The 17,733-nt window shown below is 55.6% G+C and carries 17 protein-coding genes and 1 riboswitch; of the genes, 15 read left to right on the top strand and 2 right to left on the bottom strand.

The window, feature by feature from the left end; all coding sequences use genetic code 11:
* Positions 1–43: 43 nt before the first annotated feature.
* Positions 44–994 (bottom strand): helix-turn-helix transcriptional regulator, encoded by a 951-nt coding sequence (locus NST44_RS01055; protein ID WP_340897404.1) that lies wholly within the window; start codon positions 992–994, stop codon positions 44–46.
* Positions 995–1,128: 134 nt separating this feature from the next.
* On the opposite strand from NST44_RS01055, the gene NST44_RS01050 reads away from it, so the two are divergent.
* Entirely contained in the window at positions 1,129–2,022 is an 894-nt protein-coding gene (locus NST44_RS01050; protein ID WP_007132747.1) for an SDR family oxidoreductase, read from the top strand.
* Positions 2,023–2,208: 186 nt separating this feature from the next.
* Here NST44_RS01050 and NST44_RS01045 read toward each other — a convergent pair whose 3' ends face one another.
* Complete coding sequence (locus NST44_RS01045) at positions 2,209–2,466, bottom strand: GlsB/YeaQ/YmgE family stress response membrane protein (protein WP_007132746.1); 258 nt, start codon at positions 2,464–2,466, stop codon at positions 2,209–2,211.
* A gap of 210 nt (positions 2,467–2,676) precedes the next feature.
* Here NST44_RS01045 and NST44_RS01040 point away from each other — a divergent pair, with 210 nt between their 5' ends.
* The 14 genes from NST44_RS01040 (at position 2,677) to NST44_RS00975 (ending at position 17,733) form a co-directional block, all read left to right on the top strand.
* The gene (locus NST44_RS01040) at positions 2,677–3,414 is read left to right on the top strand and encodes an acyl-[acyl-carrier-protein] thioesterase (RefSeq protein WP_028406389.1); all 738 of its coding nucleotides are present in this window, start codon (positions 2,677–2,679) and stop codon (positions 3,412–3,414) included.
* A 74-nt stretch (positions 3,415–3,488) separates the two neighbouring features.
* Complete coding sequence (locus NST44_RS01035; protein WP_251537871.1) at positions 3,489–4,187, top strand: response regulator transcription factor; 699 nt, start codon at positions 3,489–3,491, stop codon at positions 4,185–4,187.
* Positions 4,184–5,170 (top strand): sensor histidine kinase, encoded by a 987-nt coding sequence (locus NST44_RS01030; protein ID WP_028406387.1) that lies wholly within the window; start codon positions 4,184–4,186, stop codon positions 5,168–5,170. The genes NST44_RS01035 and NST44_RS01030 overlap by 4 nt, the downstream gene beginning before the upstream one ends.
* Positions 5,171–5,440: 270 nt before the next feature.
* On the top strand, positions 5,441–6,211 hold the full coding sequence (locus NST44_RS01025) for an ABC transporter ATP-binding protein (protein WP_007132742.1): 771 nt from the start codon (positions 5,441–5,443) through the stop codon (positions 6,209–6,211).
* A complete protein-coding gene (locus NST44_RS01020) occupies positions 6,186–8,117 on the top strand; it encodes an ABC transporter permease (RefSeq protein WP_028406386.1) in 1,932 nt (643 codons plus the stop codon). The genes NST44_RS01025 and NST44_RS01020 overlap by 26 nt, the downstream gene beginning before the upstream one ends.
* An 85-nt stretch (positions 8,118–8,202) precedes the next feature.
* Entirely contained in the window at positions 8,203–9,027 is an 825-nt protein-coding gene (locus NST44_RS01015) for an MBL fold metallo-hydrolase (protein ID WP_340897398.1), read from the top strand.
* A 267-nt stretch (positions 9,028–9,294) separates the two neighbouring features.
* Complete coding sequence (locus tag NST44_RS01010) at positions 9,295–11,433, top strand: DNA topoisomerase III (RefSeq protein ID WP_007132739.1); 2,139 nt, start codon at positions 9,295–9,297, stop codon at positions 11,431–11,433.
* Between the two features lie 102 nt (positions 11,434–11,535).
* A complete protein-coding gene (locus NST44_RS01005) occupies positions 11,536–11,673 on the top strand; it encodes a hypothetical protein (RefSeq protein ID WP_007132738.1) in 138 nt (45 codons plus the stop codon).
* A gap of 342 nt (positions 11,674–12,015) precedes the next feature.
* On the top strand, positions 12,016–12,279 hold the full coding sequence (locus NST44_RS01000; protein WP_007132736.1) for a DUF1294 domain-containing protein: 264 nt from the start codon (positions 12,016–12,018) through the stop codon (positions 12,277–12,279).
* A 134-nt stretch (positions 12,280–12,413) separates the two neighbouring features.
* A complete protein-coding gene (locus NST44_RS00995; RefSeq protein WP_007132735.1) occupies positions 12,414–12,848 on the top strand; it encodes a universal stress protein in 435 nt (144 codons plus the stop codon).
* Positions 12,849–13,215: 367 nt separating this feature from the next.
* Positions 13,216–13,317, top strand: a riboswitch (purine riboswitch).
* Between the two features lie 297 nt (positions 13,318–13,614).
* Positions 13,615–14,100, top strand: coding sequence for a 5-(carboxyamino)imidazole ribonucleotide mutase (gene purE, locus NST44_RS00990; RefSeq protein WP_007132734.1), 486 nt, complete (start codon positions 13,615–13,617; stop codon positions 14,098–14,100).
* Entirely contained in the window at positions 14,097–15,284 is a 1,188-nt protein-coding gene (gene purK, locus NST44_RS00985; RefSeq protein WP_007132733.1) for a 5-(carboxyamino)imidazole ribonucleotide synthase, read from the top strand. The genes purE and purK overlap by 4 nt, the downstream gene beginning before the upstream one ends.
* A 3-nt stretch (positions 15,285–15,287) precedes the next feature.
* A complete protein-coding gene (purB, locus tag NST44_RS00980; RefSeq protein WP_007132732.1) occupies positions 15,288–16,583 on the top strand; it encodes an adenylosuccinate lyase in 1,296 nt (431 codons plus the stop codon).
* A gap of 259 nt (positions 16,584–16,842) precedes the next feature.
* Positions 16,843–17,733: a phosphoribosylaminoimidazolesuccinocarboxamide synthase gene (locus NST44_RS00975; RefSeq protein ID WP_007132731.1), complete on the top strand. Its 891-nt coding sequence runs from the start codon at positions 16,843–16,845 to the stop codon at positions 17,731–17,733.

Genomic DNA, 17,733 nt, shown 5'->3' with positions numbered 1-17,733 from the left:
TCTGTTCATCGAGAGTCGGCCGGCTTTCGTCTTGCCCATGCCTTTACTCGTACAGCCGGCATATCGCTTTCGCGGCCGAGCTTACATGATCGCGGAGCTCCTGAGGGGCGAGCACTTTAATCTCCGCGCCGCAGCTTAACAGGAAGGCCGAAGCGGATTCCAGCGTTTCAAGCTCCAGATCGGCTTCGATCCAGCCTTCCTGTGCGAGGGGCTCTTGATGGAGGATTTTGACATACCGCTCTCTTTCAAAGCGCTTGATCAGGGACTTCGTCATCTCGACCCGTGCGGTGTAGCTGGGCAAATTCCGCTTAAAGCTCGCGACCGACTCTTCCCAATAACGACCGAGATCGAAGCCCTCCGGCCGGATGAACGTATCCTCAAGCACCAAGGCATCGGCTATTCTTGAGACGCGGTATGTCCGGAGTTCCTCCTGCGTTTCGGCCGCAAGATACCAGGTATTTCGTTTGGCGACAAGGCCGAGCGGATGTACGATGCGCTCTACCTGTTCGTCTCCCTTCATATAATGGATCCGCAGTTTGCGGTTCTCCCACAGCGCCTCCTGAATGACCGTTAAGTATGGATGCGATTGATTGAAGGAGTGCCAGCCAGCGCCATCGATATGGATTTTCTCCCGGATCATCTCGGCGTCCTGCCGAATGGACCGTGGAGAAGACGCCAGCAGCTTCTGATAGGCGGCATCAAATTGCTTGCCGATCTCCAGGTCGCCGATCAGCGGGCTGTGGCTTGATATGAGAAGCGAAATCAGCTCCTCCCGCGTCATCCCCGTCAGATTCGTCCGATAGCTTTCCTCGAGCATCCATCCCCCTGCCTGGCCCCGCTCGGCATATACCGGAATGCCGGCTGCGCTAAGGCTCTCCATATCGCGGATGATGGTCCGCTCCGAAACCTCCAGCTGCTCGGCCAGATAACGCGTATTCTTTTTCCCCCCGTTCTGTAGCATCAGCATGATCGACAGCAGACGGTCAGCTCGCATGAAGGCGTCACCCCGATTTCGATAATTTCATTCATTGTAGCATGGATATAAGACAATGGATGTCATATATGAAGGATAAAATAATGGCCGTAAGCATGCGAATTTCGAAATCAAACATGCGGGAGGTATTATCCATGGAAACCTTGGAAACGAAGCCATTGAAGGGGAAGGTTGCGGTCGTAGCAGGCTCAACCCGTGGAGCGGGCCGGGCGATTGCGGTTATGCTCGGAGCAGCGGGAGCGACCGTTTATTGCACCGGCCGCAGCGTCCGAGGACAGAAATCGGACATAAATCGTCCCGAGACCATTGAGGATACGGCGGACATGGTGACGGAGCGCGGCGGCGTCGGCATTCCGGTAAAATGCGACCATACAGTCGAGGCGCAGGTAAAGGCTTTGTTTGAGCGCGTGAGCGAAGAACAAAACGGTCAATTGGACATTCTCGTGAACGATGTATGGGGCGGCGAGCATCTGACGCATTGGAACGTTCCCTTCTGGGAGCAGTTCCTGTCGGACGGCCTGCTTATGCAGGAGCGGGCCGTTACCTCCCATCTCATGACCAGTTATTACGGCGTGCCGCTTATGGTCCAGCAAGGGAGCGGACTTGTCATTGAAATCACGGACGGCTCCACTTATCGTTACCGGGGCAATCTATATTACAGCCTTGCGAAAATATCGGGCATCCACCTGGCGGAAGCAATGGCGGCCGAGCTTAGTCCCTATAACGTGACGGCGTTGTCGGTTACCCCGGGGTTCCTCCGATCCGAGCAAATGCTTGCGCATTTCGGGGTCGGCGAGGATAATTGGCAGGATGCCGTGGCGAAGGATCCGCATTTCATCGAGTCGGAGACGCCCTACTTGATCGGACAGGCGGTGGCGGCGCTTGCCGCAGATCCGAAGGTGTCGGAGAAGAGCGGGAGAGCGCTGACCAGCTGGGATTTATCGGATGAATACGGCTTCTCCGATATCGACGGCCGCAAGCCTCATTGGGGGAACTACGCTAAGAAGCACGGATTGCCCCTCCCCTAAAGGAGTGGACTTCAATCGCAGCAAAACAGGGTGCCAAGCAAGCTGAAGGCTTGCGGCACCCTGTTTCTGCATCTTTTAACGTATACCCAATATTGAAGGGCTGGAGCTATTCATTGGTCCCTTATGTTTGCACGCAAAGGAACGTTCTCCATGCCCGCGCCAATGGGGTTTAACCCGAGGCAAAGATTAGGAACGGTTACGTCTCATCGAGCCCATGATCAGGCTGACGATAAAGACGAGCACCACGGCACCAATCAATGCAGGCACGAGGTAGAAGCCGCCCATCTCAGGGCCCCACTCGCCCAGCAGCAGGCCGCCGAGCCATGCGCCGACAAAGCCGGCGATGATGTTACCGATAATACCGCCAGGGATGTCTCTTCCCATAATCAAGCCCGCGATCCATCCGATAATACCGCCTACGATTAATGACCACAGAAAACTCATGTTTATCACCTCGTATAAGTTATAGTTGTTTGTGCCTTACTATTAACCAAAGAAGTGACTTTTAAACCGGGTAACCCCAAAACTCGAATGTATTACTTTATTCCAGCAGCCTCAACCTTTGGGAGTACTGCTTTGAAAAACGGACGGGAATTGATATCCTTGAAATGTTGCAGCGGGCTTAGGCTAATAAAAGGAGATGGAGTTAAGGCTATGGTAGAGAAATGGACCGAGACGTATACGATTCAATCCGTGGATGCGGATTTCAGGGGAGACTGCCGCTGGTCATCGCTGCTGAGCATTATGCAAAGAGCGGCGGACAAGCATATCGAGGCGCTGGGAATCGATCGCGAGGAGATGATTGAGCGGGGACTCGGCTGGATGCTCATTACGCTTGAAGCGGATATGACAAGCATTCCACGCGATATGGAAACCATACATGTGGAGACCTGGAGCCGCGGCTCCAAAGGGGTGCTCTGGCACCGGGATTACCGGATTATGAACGATCATGGGGAGCAGGTGGGCGGCGCCCGTTCGGTATGGACGCTGGTGGATATTCAGAAACGGAAAATTTTGCGTCCATCCATGTTTCCGTATGACGTTCCCATCGGGCAGGATTCCGTAGGGGAGCTGCCGAGCAAGGCGGTATTGCCGGAAGGCATCGAGCTCGGGGAAGCCTATACGACCGTGGTCCGATACAGCGGAATCGACGTGAATGGTCATTTGAATAACGCACGCTATGCCGACTTGTGCATGGACGTGCTGGATGAGCCGGAGCTGCAGGGCGATAAGGTCACCGGATTCAAAATTACCTACAACCACGAGGCAAGGCTGAAGGACACGATCATCGTCCGGCGCTCCGGCGAAACCGGAGGGCGGATTTTTGTGCAGGGCGTTTCCCCGGAGGGAACAAACTTTTTCGAAGCCGCGCTCGTTAAAAGGAAACAGTAAAAGACGAAACAGTAAAAGACGAGGTGAAGCGATAATTACGCTTCTGGCCTTGCATGCCATGAGGGGGAAGGATGATGTACAAAATCATGATCGTGGAGGATGATCCGAAGCTGGCGGGTTTGCTTGAATCGCAGATCGCAAGGTACGGAAATGAAGGCATCATCATCCGGGAGTTCGATCATGTGCTTGAGCGGTTCCGGGAAATCAAGCCGCATCTCGTATTGCTGGATGTCAATCTGCCCAGCTATGACGGGTATTTCTGGTGCCGCCAGATCCGGTCGATGTCCACGTGCCCGATTATATTTATTTCCGCAAGAAACGGAACCCCCGACCAGCTGCGGGCGCTGGAGAACGGAGCCGACGATTACATTACGAAGCCGTTCGCGTATGACATCGTCATTGCCAAGATCCACAGCCAGCTGCGGCGGGTATACGGCGACTATGCCCCCGGCTCCGGCGAACGAACGGTGGAGAAGGAAGGGCTGGTCCTTTACCCTGAACGGATGGAGCTCCAGCTGAACGGACAAACGTCGCCGCTTACGAAGAAGGAAACGATCCTGCTGGAGACGCTGCTGGCCCGGAGCCCGCGCCTTGTCACCCGCGAGACGATCCTGGAGAAGCTGTGGGACGATACATTCGTGGATGACAATACGCTCAGCGTAAACATTAACCGGGTACGAAAACGGTTGATGGAGCTGGGCATCGAAGGCGCGTTAGAAACGGTACGGGGCTCCGGGTACAGGCTGCATCCCGTCTGGCAGAGGCCGCAATGAAGAGGCTGTTCTGGCGCGAGCATCTGCCGCTGATCCTGTTTACGGCCGCGGAGCTGTTGGTGGTGCTCCTCGTATTCTGGTACGACGGCTATGATCATCCCGTGACGGCCTCGTACGCGGTGCTGCTGGGGCTTTCCGTGATGGGGGGATATTTGGCATTCCGGTTTTACACCCACCGGGACTTCTATGAGCGTTTATCGCAGCCCCTAATCTCGCTGGAGGAATCCATCAAGCACAACGAATCGGCCCCGCTGCCGACCGCTCTCAGCGAGCTCATGGAGGAGCAATACCGCCAATACCGGAACCAGATGGAGGAATGGGAGCGCCGGCGGCGGGAGCATCTCATATTTATGAACCAATGGGTGCATCAGATGAAAACGCCGCTCTCCGTCATCGAGATGATTACCCAGGAGGACGACAACGACGGCTACAGGAGCATCTCCGAGGAGTCCGACCGCATTCGGCGCGGCCTGGATATGGTGCTGTACATGTCGCGGCTGGAAACCTTCGAACAGGATTTCAGCGTGGAGCCGGTCAAGCTTCACCAGGCTGCGGTGGACGCAGTGCATGAGAACAAGCGCTATTTCATTCACAGCCATGTCTACCCGGAGGTGATCATCGATCCCGCTCTCACTGTTCAGACGGATGCAAAATGGCTCCGCTTCATTCTCATGCAGCTGCTGTCCAATGCCATCAAGTATTCGTCCGGTTCCGGGCTAAAGGTTACGGTCCAGGCGTTCTACTCCAAGGATCGGCGCCAAGTGGTGTTGGAGGTGACGGACCGGGGGATGGGCATTCCGAAATCCGATATCAAGCGGGTATTCGATCCGTTCTATACGGGGGAGAACGGCAGGAAGCTGAAGGAGTCGACCGGGATGGGCCTTTACCTGGTCAGCGAGGTCGTTCGGAAAATGAACCATCGAATCGAGCTGGAATCCGAGCCCGGGCAGGGGACGACCATAAGGCTCCTGTTTCTGCAGTGATTCGGATTATAAGGCGGAAGAAGGATCCAGCCGCGAACCTTATCCCGATGATCATGATGATCCCCCTGCGGACATCTTGAACCCGGCGATAAGGTTTTTTTGTGTCCGCAAGGCGTTCTTGAACGTTGTGCCGGGATGATGCACGGGCACTAAAAACGAATCTTACATCGATGTAAGATTCGTGAAAGACGGATCGATAGGAGCTTAGAGGGGCATGCGCTACACTAGCCTTACGAGCGAAAGCCAATTTTTGAAAGCGAGGTTTATTTCATGGAAATTCTATCCGTGCGCAATCTGGGCAAAGTCTATAAGGCGGCCGTGTCCCACGAAGCGCTGTCGAATATTAATTTAAGCATCGAGGAAGGGGAGTTCGTCGGCATTATGGGGCCGTCTGGCAGCGGGAAAACAACCCTGCTCAACATGATCTCGACGATCGACCGGCCTACCTCCGGAGAGATCCGGATCGGCGGAGAAGATCCGTTCCGGCTGTCGCAGGATCAGCTGGCGATGTTCCGCCGCCGCGAGCTCGGTTTCGTCTTTCAGTCCTTCAATCTGCTCAATACGCTCACGGTGAAGGAGAACATTGTGCTCCCGCTTGCACTTGACGGTATCGAACTTGAGGAAATGAACCGCCGTGTCGAAGTGCTGGCCGATAAGCTCGGCATTACCTCCATCCTGAACAAACGGACCTACGAGATTTCGGGCGGGCAGGCGCAGCGGACGGCCGTCGCCCGCGCGATGATCCACGTGCCGAAGCTGGTGCTCGCGGATGAGCCGACCGGCAACCTGGATTCCAAGTCGGCGCGGGACGTGATGGAGATCATGGACCGCCGAAACAAAGAGGACAAGGTCACGATGCTCCTGGTCACGCATGACCCGGTAGCGGCGAGCTATTGCAATCGGGTCATTTTTATCAAGGACGGCCAGCTGTATAACGAGATAACGAGCGGGGACAATCAGTCCGCCTTTTATCAGAAAATTATTAATGTGCTGTCACTGCTGGGAGGTTCGGGACATGAATTTTCGCCAGTTCGCCATTAATAACGTTCTGCGGAGCAAGCGGACCTATATTGCGCATTTTCTGAGCAGCGCCTTCTCCGTGATGATTTTCTTCACCTACGGCCTGCTAGCGTTTCACCCCGAGCTCAAGGACGGGATCGTTTCCTCCAGCGGCACGATGAGCGAGCTCGGAACGATAGGCATGACGGTGTCGCAATATATCGTATTCATCTTTTCATTCTTCTTCCTGCTGTACTCCGTCGGGGCCTTCATCAAGGTCCGCAAGCGGGAGTTCGGGATTCTGCTGATCCTGGGCATGTCCCGGAAGCAGCTGAACCGGATGCTGTTCATCGAGAACCTCCTGATCGGGGCGGCGGCGATCGTGGCAGGTATTGGAACCGGCGTGCTGTTCTCCAAGCTCATTCTGTTGATTAGCGCCAAGGTGCTGGCGGTGGATAACGGGCTGCCGTTTTATTTTCCGCTAAAGGCGCTCCTGCTGACGGCGGCGGCTTATGCGGTGCTGTTCCTCCTGATCGCCTTGTTCTCCTCGGTCATGCTTCGAAAGGGAACGCTGCTTGCGCTGGTTAAGGCGGAGGAGAGTCCCAAGCCGCAGCCGAAGGCTTCGCCTTGGCTGGCTGTCCTGGCGGTGCTGCTGATCGCTGCAGGATACGGCGTGGTTATGGCGTTTGCCGTACTGCAAATCTTCAACTTCCTGCTCCTGTTCGGTGGGGTAGCGCTGGTCATTCTGGGAACGTATTTCCTCTTCACCCAGTTCAGCGTTTATTTTATGCGGTATCTGCAGAAGAAGGAGAGATTTTTCTTCCGCAAAACCAATCTGCTGACCATTTCCGAGCTGATGTACCGGATCAAGGATAACGCCGTCATGTTCTTCCTCGTGTCGATCATCTCGGCTTCAGCCTTTACGGGAATCGGAACAACGCTGGCGATCGGGGATCCGGGGCTGTCGGCCATGGAAAATCCATATGCTTATACGTATCCCTATTTCGAGGAGGAAGCGAAGCTTGGGAATCAGCATTTGTCGATCATCAGGGAGGAGCTGGAGAAGGGCGGATTCGACTATAACGAAACGTCGGTGCAGCCGATTTTCTCGGCGAACGGCATGAAGCTGGTCAAGCTTAGCGAGTATAATGAGCTGATCCGATCCCTCGGGTACCCGGCGGAGACTTTAGGCGAGCATGAGGCGATTCTGACGCCCAGCACCGTTACGGAAAAAAACAGCTACAGAATCCATGGGCCAGCGTATGAGGAGATCGAGCTTGAGACCGGCAAAGAGGCGGTCACGCTTCAGATAGCCAAAGCGGAAACGTTTATCGCCGTGCCTCAGGGCTATGGCGAGCAGTTTGTCGTATCGGACAGCCTGTACGAGAAGGTGAAAAAAACACAGGAGGAGCAGGGGGAGTACGGCTTCGTCATCTTCCATGCGTTTTACGTTAAAAACTGGAAGGATACCGGGGATGCGACAAGAGCGATGGTGGAGCGGTTCAACGAAAGCGGCGATTACAGCTATTACCTGAACTCCTTGTACATTGATTGGAAAAGCGCCCAGCAGAAAAACGGCATTTTGCTGATGGTCAGCGGCCTGGTCGGCATCGTCTTCTTCACCTTTGCGGCAAGCTTTGTTTATTTCCGTCTGTATGCCGATCTGGCACGGGATGAGCAGCAGTACCAAATGATCGCGAAGGTGGGATTGAGCCGTAAGGAGCTTGGAACCATCGTGACCAGGCAGTTACTGATCATGTTTTTCCTGCCGATGCTTATCGCGCTTATACACAGCGGGGTTGCGTTCGTCGCGCTTCAGCAGCTCGTCGATTTCTCGATTGTGGGCCACAGCCTCAAGATTTTCTTGTTCTTCCTGACCGTCCAGATCGTGTATTTCTTTATAACGCGCTGGCGTTATCTGGAACGATTGAACAAAATCATTCAATAACCGCTCCCTTCTCACGTTGAAATGCGCGAAAACGGGTATGTTATAACCAAGAGCGCATTAACGGAAAAAAGGAGGCGTTAGAAGCATGAACGAACACAGCATGCTGAATACAGGAGCGGTGGATACCGAAGAGGTGCTGCCCGATCTTATCAATCTTCGCACGATGATCGTCAATCTTCAGATGGTCGGTTCGCCCGGCTCGGGCGACTGGGTGCTGGTGGATACCGGCATCGGTAATTTTGAAGGCTCGATTGCCGAGGCGGCGGAGAAGCGGTTTGGGCGGCCGCCTGTAAGTATCGTGCTAACGCATGGCCATTTCGATCATGTCGGCAATGTGAAGGAGCTGGCGGACCGCTGGGATGTGCCCGTTTATGCCCATGAAATAGAGCTGCCGTATTTGACAGGGCGCGAAGACTATCCTCCCGGCGATCCGAGCGTAGGCGGCGGCTTGATGGCGCGGTTAGCGCCAATGTATCCGAACCGGGCGATCGATCTCGGCTCGCGGATCCACCCGCTGCCGATGGACGGCACGGTGCCAGGCTTGCCGGAATGGCGCTGGATTCCTACGCCGGGGCACAGCCCGGGGCATATCTCGCTGTTCCGCGAACGGGACCGTACGCTGATTGCGGGAGACGCGATCATTACGGTCCAGCAGGAATCCGCGCTGGCGGTGATCAGCCAGGAGAAGGAGCTTCACGGACCGCCGATGTATTTTACCCCGGATTGGGATGCGGCAAGGGAATCGGTGCGCCGGCTGGAAGCGCTGAATCCTGCACTTGCGGTGACGGGGCATGGGGTGCCGATGTCGGGAGATGAACTGTCGGTATCGCTGAAGCGCCTGGCCCGGGATTTTGACGAGCTGGCTGTGCCGGAGCAAGGGCGTTACGTGGAAGAGAATCAGAAGCAATAGAGGAACCGATAGGACGAAAAATTCTCCTAACCTAACTCTTCATGAGGTTAATCGTTAACGGGCTGGTGTAATATCGGCTAGCCTTGGATGTTATCAGAGCTTGTCCTTGCGATTGCAGGACATGAGGAGTATGGGGTTAGCGAAGTATCGGATAAGTGATATGAGGCCGTTTTGCTGCCGCCTTAAGGTGGAGCCAAAGCGCGCCTCTTTTTTTGTGGAAAATACGGGGAGGAGGTTATAATAGGGATACAGAGGAAGGGGAGAGCTATGAAAGTATTGGTATTGGCGGAGAAGCCGTCCGTGGCTAAGGAAATTGCCCGGGTGATGGGCAGCCGCGAGAAGCATAAGAGCTATTTCGAAGGACCGAAATACGTCGTAACCTGGGCGCTCGGGCATTTGATCGGCCTGGCGGAGCCGGAGGACTATGATAAAAAATATCAGACCTGGGCGCTGGAGGATTTGCCGATTCTGCCGGATTCCATGCGGCTTAAAGTGCTCAGAGAGACCAGCCATCAATACAAGAACGTGCAGCATCTGATGAAACGCCAGGATATCGGCGAGCTGATCATTGCGACGGATGCCGCCCGCGAGGGCGAGCTGCTGGCGCGCTGGATTCTGAAAATGGCGAAGTGGAACAAGCCCTTCAAGCGGCTGTGGATATCATCCCAGACGGATAAGGCGATCAAGGAAGGCTTTGCTTCCCTGAAGCCGGGCCAGCAGTTCGACCGCCTGTACGAGTCGGCGCGGTGCCGGGCGGAGGCGGATTGGATGGTCGGGCTGAACGTGACGCGGGCGCTGACCACGAAATTTAATGCCCAGCTCTCGGCGGGCCGGGTTCAGACGCCGACGCTTGGCATGATTATGGACCGGGAGAAGGAAATCATAAACTTCCGCTCCCAGGAATATGAGACGCTGCAGGTCGATCTCGGCAGCTTCGAGGCTTCCTGGCGGGCAGCCGGGGGAGACGGCCGTCTGTTCGAGAAGGAGCGCGCAGCGAAGCTCAAGCAGAAGCTGGAGGGCGCCTCGGGGAAGATTGTCAGCGTGAAAAAGAGCGAGAAGAACGAGCCGCATCCGTTAGCGTACGATTTGACCGAGCTGCAGCGGGATGCGAACCGCCGGTTCGGCTTCTCGGCCAAGCAGACGTCGAACGTCCTGCAGCGGCTGTACGAGCAGCATAAGCTCGTGACCTATCCGCGTACGGACAGCCGTTATTTGACCTCCGACATGGTCGGAACGCTGAAGGAGCGGCTGTCGAGCATCGCGGTGGGGCCCTATGCGGCGCTGGCCCGTCCGCTGCTCCGCAAGAGCCTGTCGCCGGGCAAGCGGGTCGTAGACGACAGCAAGGTAACGGATCACCATGCGATTATCCCGACGGAGCAGACGGTGCTGCTGAACCAGCTCACGGCGGATGAGCGTAAGCTGTACGACCTTATCGTCCGCCGCTTCATCAGCCTGTTCTATCCGCCGGCACGGTACGATCAAGTCGCCGTCACCGTTCAGATCGAAGGCGAGACGTTTCATGCGAAAGGGACGACGGTCAAAGACAGCGGGTGGCGCGAGGTGTACGGCGGCGATTATGACGATGACGCTGATGGCGAGGATGACGACGCACAAGGTTCGGCTCCGGGAGGCAAGCTGCTGCCCGAGCTGAAGGAAGGCCAGCCGGTGAAGGTTGCCCGCTGCATCCTGAAGCCGGGGCGCACCCAGCCGCCGAAGCGCTACACGGAGGCGGCGCTCCTGTCGCAGATGGAGAAGCACGGCCTCGGCACGCCGGCGACGCGGGCGGACATCATCGAGAAGCTGGTCAGCTCGGATACGATCGAGCGCCAGGGCTCGTCCCTGCATCCGACCGGGAAGGGCAAGCAGCTCATCGAGCTGGTGGCGCCGGAGCTGCGGACGCCGGAGCTGACCGCCCGCTGGGAAGCCGAGCTGGAGCGGATCGCGAAGGGGCAGGGCAAGCCCGAGCCGTTCCTGCGGGGCATCCGGGATATGACGAAGAAGCTGGTAACCGAGGTCAAGGGAAGCGATGTGGAATACAAGCCGCATAACGTCTCGAACAGCCACTGCCCGGACTGTGGCACGCGTCTGCTCGAGAAGAAGACGAAGCGCGGCAAGCTGCTCGTCTGCCCGAGCGAGGACTGCGGCTACAAGCGCTCCGGCGAGAAGCGGCTGTCGAACCGGCGCTGCCCGCAGTGCCATAAGAAGATGGAGCTGAAGGAAGGCAAGGCCGGCATGTATGTCCAGTGCCTTGGCTGCGGCATTACCGAAACGCTCAAAAAGGACGCGAAGCATGTGAACAAGCGCGAGGAACGGAAGCTGCTCCAGCAATACAGCAAGCCGGAGTCGATCGGCTCGAACCTCGGCGAACTGCTGAAGGCTGCGCTTGAGCAGAAGGGGAAGGAATAGGTACGGAGCGCAAGGCACGGCAAAACGTATTTCGTTAATCTTTGCTCCTGTCCGCATAACCTCCGGGACAATAGCCCATTCTACGGACAGGAGGTGAAGGGCATGCCGAACCATAAAGCAAGAAAAACGGAGAACCAGCAAAACAAGGCAAGCATTCTCGAAGAGAGCAAAACCTTGAAACCGAAGAAGGCTGCGGACTATGTTCCGAGCCTGAATGAGATTCCGAAGGGTGAATCGTAAGCTTTGGGACGGGACAGACCCTTTAATCATTCTTTTTTTGCCGTCTTATAAGAAGGCCCGGCGCTTTATTCGGCCGGCGTCGCTCTTATGGGCGGCTTCTTACGCTTTTCGTCTGCATATCCCGCCAAGGAATTATGCGATCGCTGCGACGGCATGGATCTTCAACACATGCGATCGTGTCACAACGTCACACACGCTATCCCTCACTCACCAAGGAGGGGAGTTTTCCGGTGTACTTCTATATCATGCAGATTTATAATATGGTGAGAACGTTAGTATACAGGCCGGGGTCGTGCGTAAAAGACCGATTGAACCGGCTGGTCATGGGGGGCGGGAGCATTCGTGAGAACCGCGTTGATTGTATGGTTTATATTCATTAATGCGGTTGCCTATCTGGTGATGTCCGAGGACAAGCGGCGTGCCAGGCTGGGACGGGACCGCGTTCCGGAACGGACGCTGTTTCTGCTGGCTGCGGTCGGCGGCGCTTTAGGCGCATGGATAGCGATGTATCGGAAGCGTCATAAAACAAGGCATTTATCGTTCAAGATCGGCATACCGCTGCTGTTGTTTTTGAACGCGGTGCTGTACGGGTATTTCTGGAGGTAATCTTAGTCGGTTCCTACATACGAGATTACACTTAAAGCAAGTTAGACGGCTCGGTTCAAACAGAGGCATTATGGGTAAATAAATAATATTACAGTAGGTCTTCAGTCTTATCACATAGGAAAGAGGTGGCCTGTATGCTGTTTACGAACATTCTACTGGCTTACGACGGCTCCAAAGCGGCAAATAAAGCACTCGGACGCGCGGTCGAGCTGACCCAGGCGAATCCGGACGCTACGCTGCATGTGGTTCATGCTTATGATTTTCCGCGTTTTTTTGTCGGGGAAGGACTGGCTCCGATTCCGGCTTCACTGAATAAAGACGTTTACGATATTGCGGTGCAGACGACAGAAGAAATCAAGGAGCGCATCGAGCATTCGGGTGTGAACGGCCAGGTCAACATGATACAGGGAGCCCCTGCCGAAGTGATTCTGGAATATGCCAAACAGAACGACATCGATCTTATCGTGATCGGCAGCCGCGGCTTAGGCGGCATTCGCGAGTTCGTGCTCGGGAGCGTAAGCCACAATGTTGTCCAGCATGCAACCATCCCGGTGCTTGTTGTGAAATAGAGGCTGGTTCAATCAAATGTGAGACATACAATAATAGAGGCACTCTAGCAGATCATGGATCTTGCGAGAGTGCCTTCTTTTTTTCATTTGAGATGCGAAGTGTTGTTATGTGGGCGTTCCTCCCGATGGCTTGTGGTCGGTATGCATGGTTCAATCCCCGCGCAGGGATTCTGTTTACATGTTAACGCAGCCATGATGATATGTTTGGTTAAATACGAACATTATATTTTCAATATTTGAGAATGTTCGGGTTTAGGTTGACATGGGGTGTTAGAGATTGATAAACTGAGGATGTTGAGGTTCAAAAGAACTTATTTAGTGTGATTAATGATTGAGCAAGATTAATGAAATTGTGGGTTTTACAAAAATTCTAGAATTAAATATTTCTCGTATAAAGCCGGGGATATGGCCCGGAAGTCTCTACCCGGAAACCGTAAATTTTCGGACTACGAGGGAGTACACACGGTGCGGCAGGATGAGCGGGCCAGGGCTTCAAAGCTTGATGACCGCTTCTTGGGCGGGTCAGCTTGATCGTTAAGCTCGTTTTCCCACCATGTCTTTTTTGACATCGGGCGGCAGCGTCGTATTCCTTGATTGTCCGAGACCTGCACAGCTTTGTGTTTACGGGATCGGACTTTTTTCATCTGTATCGAATGCGCGTGACTGGCTTCCCGCAAAGATTTTCGAGGAAACAGCGGTTAGCGCCGGAGGCTTTGCAGGGAATTTCAATGTTACCGAGATTAATCATGAGAAAGCGGGGGTACTCATGGCAGCACAAGTTGGAGTCATTATGGGCAGCAAGTCGGATTGGGCGACGATGTCCGAGGCATGCAAGGTGTTAGATGAATTGGAAATTCCGTATGAGAAAAAGGTCGTATCCGCGCATCGCACGCCGGACCTGATGTTCCGGTACGCCGAAGAGGCGGAGGGCCGGGGAATTCGCGTCATTATCGCCGGCGCCGGCGGCGCGGCGCATCTTCCGGGAATGGTGGCCTCGAAGACGGTGCTGCCGGTCATCGGCGTGCCGGTGCAATCCAAATCGCTGAACGGACTGGATTCGCTCCTGTCGATCGTGCAGATGCCTGGTGGCATTCCCGTCGCTACCGTCGCGATCGGTACGGCGGGTGCCGTCAACGCAGGGCTGCTCGCCGCGCAAATATTGGGCGCTTCGGATGCGGATATCCGTGCCAGAGTGCAGGCACGCCGGGATCGGATTCGCGACGAAGTACTGGAAAGCGGCGATAGCCTATGACGGAGCGTCAGACATTGCAGCAGACGGCTGCCGGGAGACGGCTTCTGCCGGGCTCGGTGATCGGCGTCCTCGGCGGCGGCCAGCTGGGCCGCATGATGGCGCTGGACGGAGTCAAAATGGGGTATTCGTTCGTCACCCTCGACCCGACTCCAAATTCGCCGCTCGGACAGATTTCCGAGCAGATTACGGCAGGCTATGACGATGTGGAAGCCGCACGCAAACTAGCGGAGCAGGCGGATGTCATTACGTACGAATTCGAGAATGTGGATGCGGGCGTGGCCAAGCTGCTGGAGGAGCAGTCTTACGTGCCCCAGGGCAGCAAGCTTCTGTATACGACGCAGCATCGGCTGCGCGAGAAGGCGGCGATTGAAGCGGCAGGCGTGCCGGTCGCCCCGTATCGTGAGATCAACAGTTTGGAAGATTTACAATCCGCAGCAGCCGAGCTTGGACTTCCATGCGTGCTAAAGACGGCTACCGGAGGTTATGATGGTAAGGGGCAAGCCGTTCTTCGCAGCGAGGAGCAATTGCAGCCGGCGTACGAGACGCTGGCGGTCGGCGGGGCTGAGCTTGTGCTGGAGAAGTTCGTGAAGTTCGCCTGCGAGATTTCCGTTATCGCGGCGCGCACGCCAAGCGGCAGCGTCAAGAGCTTCCCGCCGGCGGAGAACGTGCATGTCAACAATATACTGCATCTATCCATCGTCCCTGCGAGAGTGCCAAGCGATATTCAGCTCAGGGCCCGCCAGCTTGCCGAACGCGTGGCAGAGGGCTTGAACGCGGTAGGGCTCCTGGCCGTGGAGATGTTCGTGACGGAGGAAGGGGAGCTGTACGTGAACGAGCTTGCGCCCCGTCCGCACAACTCCGGCCACTATACGATGGAGGCCTCTGCAACGTCGCAATTCGAGCAGCATGTCAGAGCGATCTGCGATCTGCCGCTAGGTGATACGACATTGCTGAGCCCTGTGGTCATGGTGAACGTGCTGGGTCAGCATTTGGAAGCAGCGGTGCAGCGCTTCGGCGAACATGACGAGCTCGCCGAGTCGCTTGGCGTCGTGCCGAAGCTTCATCTGTACGGCAAGAGCGAGGCAAAGGCCAATCGCAAGATGGGACACATCAACCTGTTATGCGGGGATGTCAGGGACGCCTTGGAGTGGGTAGAGAAAACTAATATTTGGAGGCAGGATTAAACGATGATTGAACGTTACAGCAGACCGGAAATGCGGGCGATCTGGACCGAGGAGAACAAATTCAGAGCATGGCTGGAGGTTGAGCTTTGCGCATGCGAGGCTTGGGCCGAGCTCGGGGTAATCCCGAAGGAAGATACGGTGAAGCTTCGCCAGAATGCATCCTTTGATATCGAACGGATCTATGAAATCGAGCAGGAAACGCGGCATGACGTGATCGCCTTTACCCGCGCCGTATCGGAGACTCTTGGCGACGAGCGGAAATGGGTTCATTACGGGCTGACCTCCACGGACGTGGTGGATACCGCGATGGGTTATCTGCTGAAGCAGGCAAATGAAATTCTGGAGCAGGACATTCTTCGGTTTATCGGTATTTTGAAGGAGAAAGCCATTGCCTACAAATACACGCCGATGATGGGCAGAACGCATGGCGTTCACGCAGAGCCGACCACGTTCGGTCTGAAAATGGCGCTGTGGCACGAGGAAATGATCCGCAACCTGGAGCGCTTCCGCCATGCTGCCGACGGCGTGCAGTACGGCAAAATTTCCGGAGCGGTCGGCACCTATGCCAACATCGACCCGTACGTTGAGGAATTCGTCTGCCGCAAGCTGGGCACAAAGCCTGCGCCGATCTCCACGCAGACGCTGCAGCGTGACCGCCATGCGGAATATATGGCGACGCTGGCGCTGATCGCGACATCGCTGGAGAAGTTTGCAACCGAAGTGCGCGCGCTGCAGAAGAGCGAGGTGCGTGAGGTGGAGGAAGCTTTTGCAAAAGGGCAAAAGGGCTCCTCGGCTATGCCGCATAAGCGCAACCCGATCGGCTCGGAGAACATCTCCGGTCTGGCTCGCGTGATCCGGGGCCACATGGTATCCGCTTACGAGAATGTGTCGCTGTGGCACGAGCGGGATATTTCCCACTCCTCCGTGGAACGCATCATCCTGCCGGACGCCACGATGCTGCTGAACTATATGCTGAACCGTTTCGGCAATATCGTGAAGAACCTGACGGTCTTCCCTGAGAACATGAAGCGCAACATGGCCCGTACGTACGGCGTGCCATTCTCCGGCCGCCTTCTGACGAAGCTGATCGACAAGGGCTTCAGCCGCGAGCAGGCGTACGATACCGTACAGCCGCGTGCCATGCAGGCATGGGAGGAGCAGCGTCAATTCCGCGAAATCGTAGAGGCGACTCCCGCTATTACGGAAGTGCTCAGTCCCGAGGAAATCGAGGATGCCTTTAATCCAAGCTGGCATCTGAAGCATGTCGATACGATTTTTGCCAAGCTCGGCCTGGAATAGTTTAAGGCGCGGATTTATCCGCTTTTTACAATAAGCATGGAGAAGATCGATTTCTGCAAATCAGAATGATTTAGAAGTGCAGCAGTCTCCTGAATAAAAGCCTTCCAAACGGAATGCTGGCATTGCAAGCATAGGCCGTCCCCGGATTTCAACGAGCAATTGCGGGAATCCGGGGACTGTGCCCCGAAGCGCTGGAAACGAATTTTGCAAGATCGTGTAATAAACAGGCAGACAATCTGTAGTCTAATGGGAGGATCCTATGACATTACCGGCATTATCGACCGCCGCCCACCTGATCAACGCACCGCTGCTTTATAAGGGCAAGGTCCGTGAGCTTTATGATTTGGGTGAGCATGTACTCATCGTAGTAACCGACCGCATTTCCGCTTTTGACTATGTCCTGGAGCCGCCCGTACCGGCTAAGGGAACCGTGCTGAATAAGCTGAGCGCCTTCTGGTTTGAACAGACGAAGGACCTGATCGCCAACCATATGGTGCATACCGACGTGAACCGGCTCGGGGATGCCGTGAAGGACAAAACGCTGCTGGACGGACGGATCATGGTATGCCGCAAGGCCGAGCGCATTGATATCGAATGCGTAGTCCGGGGATATATTACCGGCGGTGGCTGGCGGCAATATCAGTCCACGGGCGAGGTTAACGGCATTAAGCTGCCGGAGGGCCTGCGCAAGAACGAGGCGTTTCCGGAGCCGATCTTCACGCCGGCTGCGAAGAACGATGTCGGTCACGACGAAGACATCTCGCTCGGCCGGATGAAGGAGCTTGTGGGTGAGGAGCTGGCTCTGCAGCTGCAGGACAAAAGCTTGATGCTCTACACATTCGCCCGCGACTACTGCCGGAAGCACGGCATCATTCTTGCCGATTGCAAGTTCGAGTTCGGATTGATCGACGGCGAGATCGTCCTGATCGACGAAATTTTCACGCCGGATTCCTCCCGTTTCTGGGATGAAGCGAACTATGCGCTGGACATTGAGATCGACAGCATGGACAAGGAGCCTGTACGCACGTACCTCGCTTCTTCCGATTGGGACAAGAACAGCGAGCCGGATCCGCTTCCGCTGCATGTGGTGGAGGAGACGATACGCCGTTATACCGATATTTACCGCCGGCTGACGGCAGCAAGCTTGTAA

Origin of the sequence: Paenibacillus sp. FSL W8-0919, assembly GCF_038003785.1 — a bacterium.
Classification (GTDB): Bacteria; Bacillota; Bacilli; order Paenibacillales; family Paenibacillaceae; genus Paenibacillus_AQ; species Paenibacillus_AQ lactis.
Note: the sequence above shows the minus strand (reverse complement) of the source record. Positions and strands in the feature narration are given on the sequence as shown.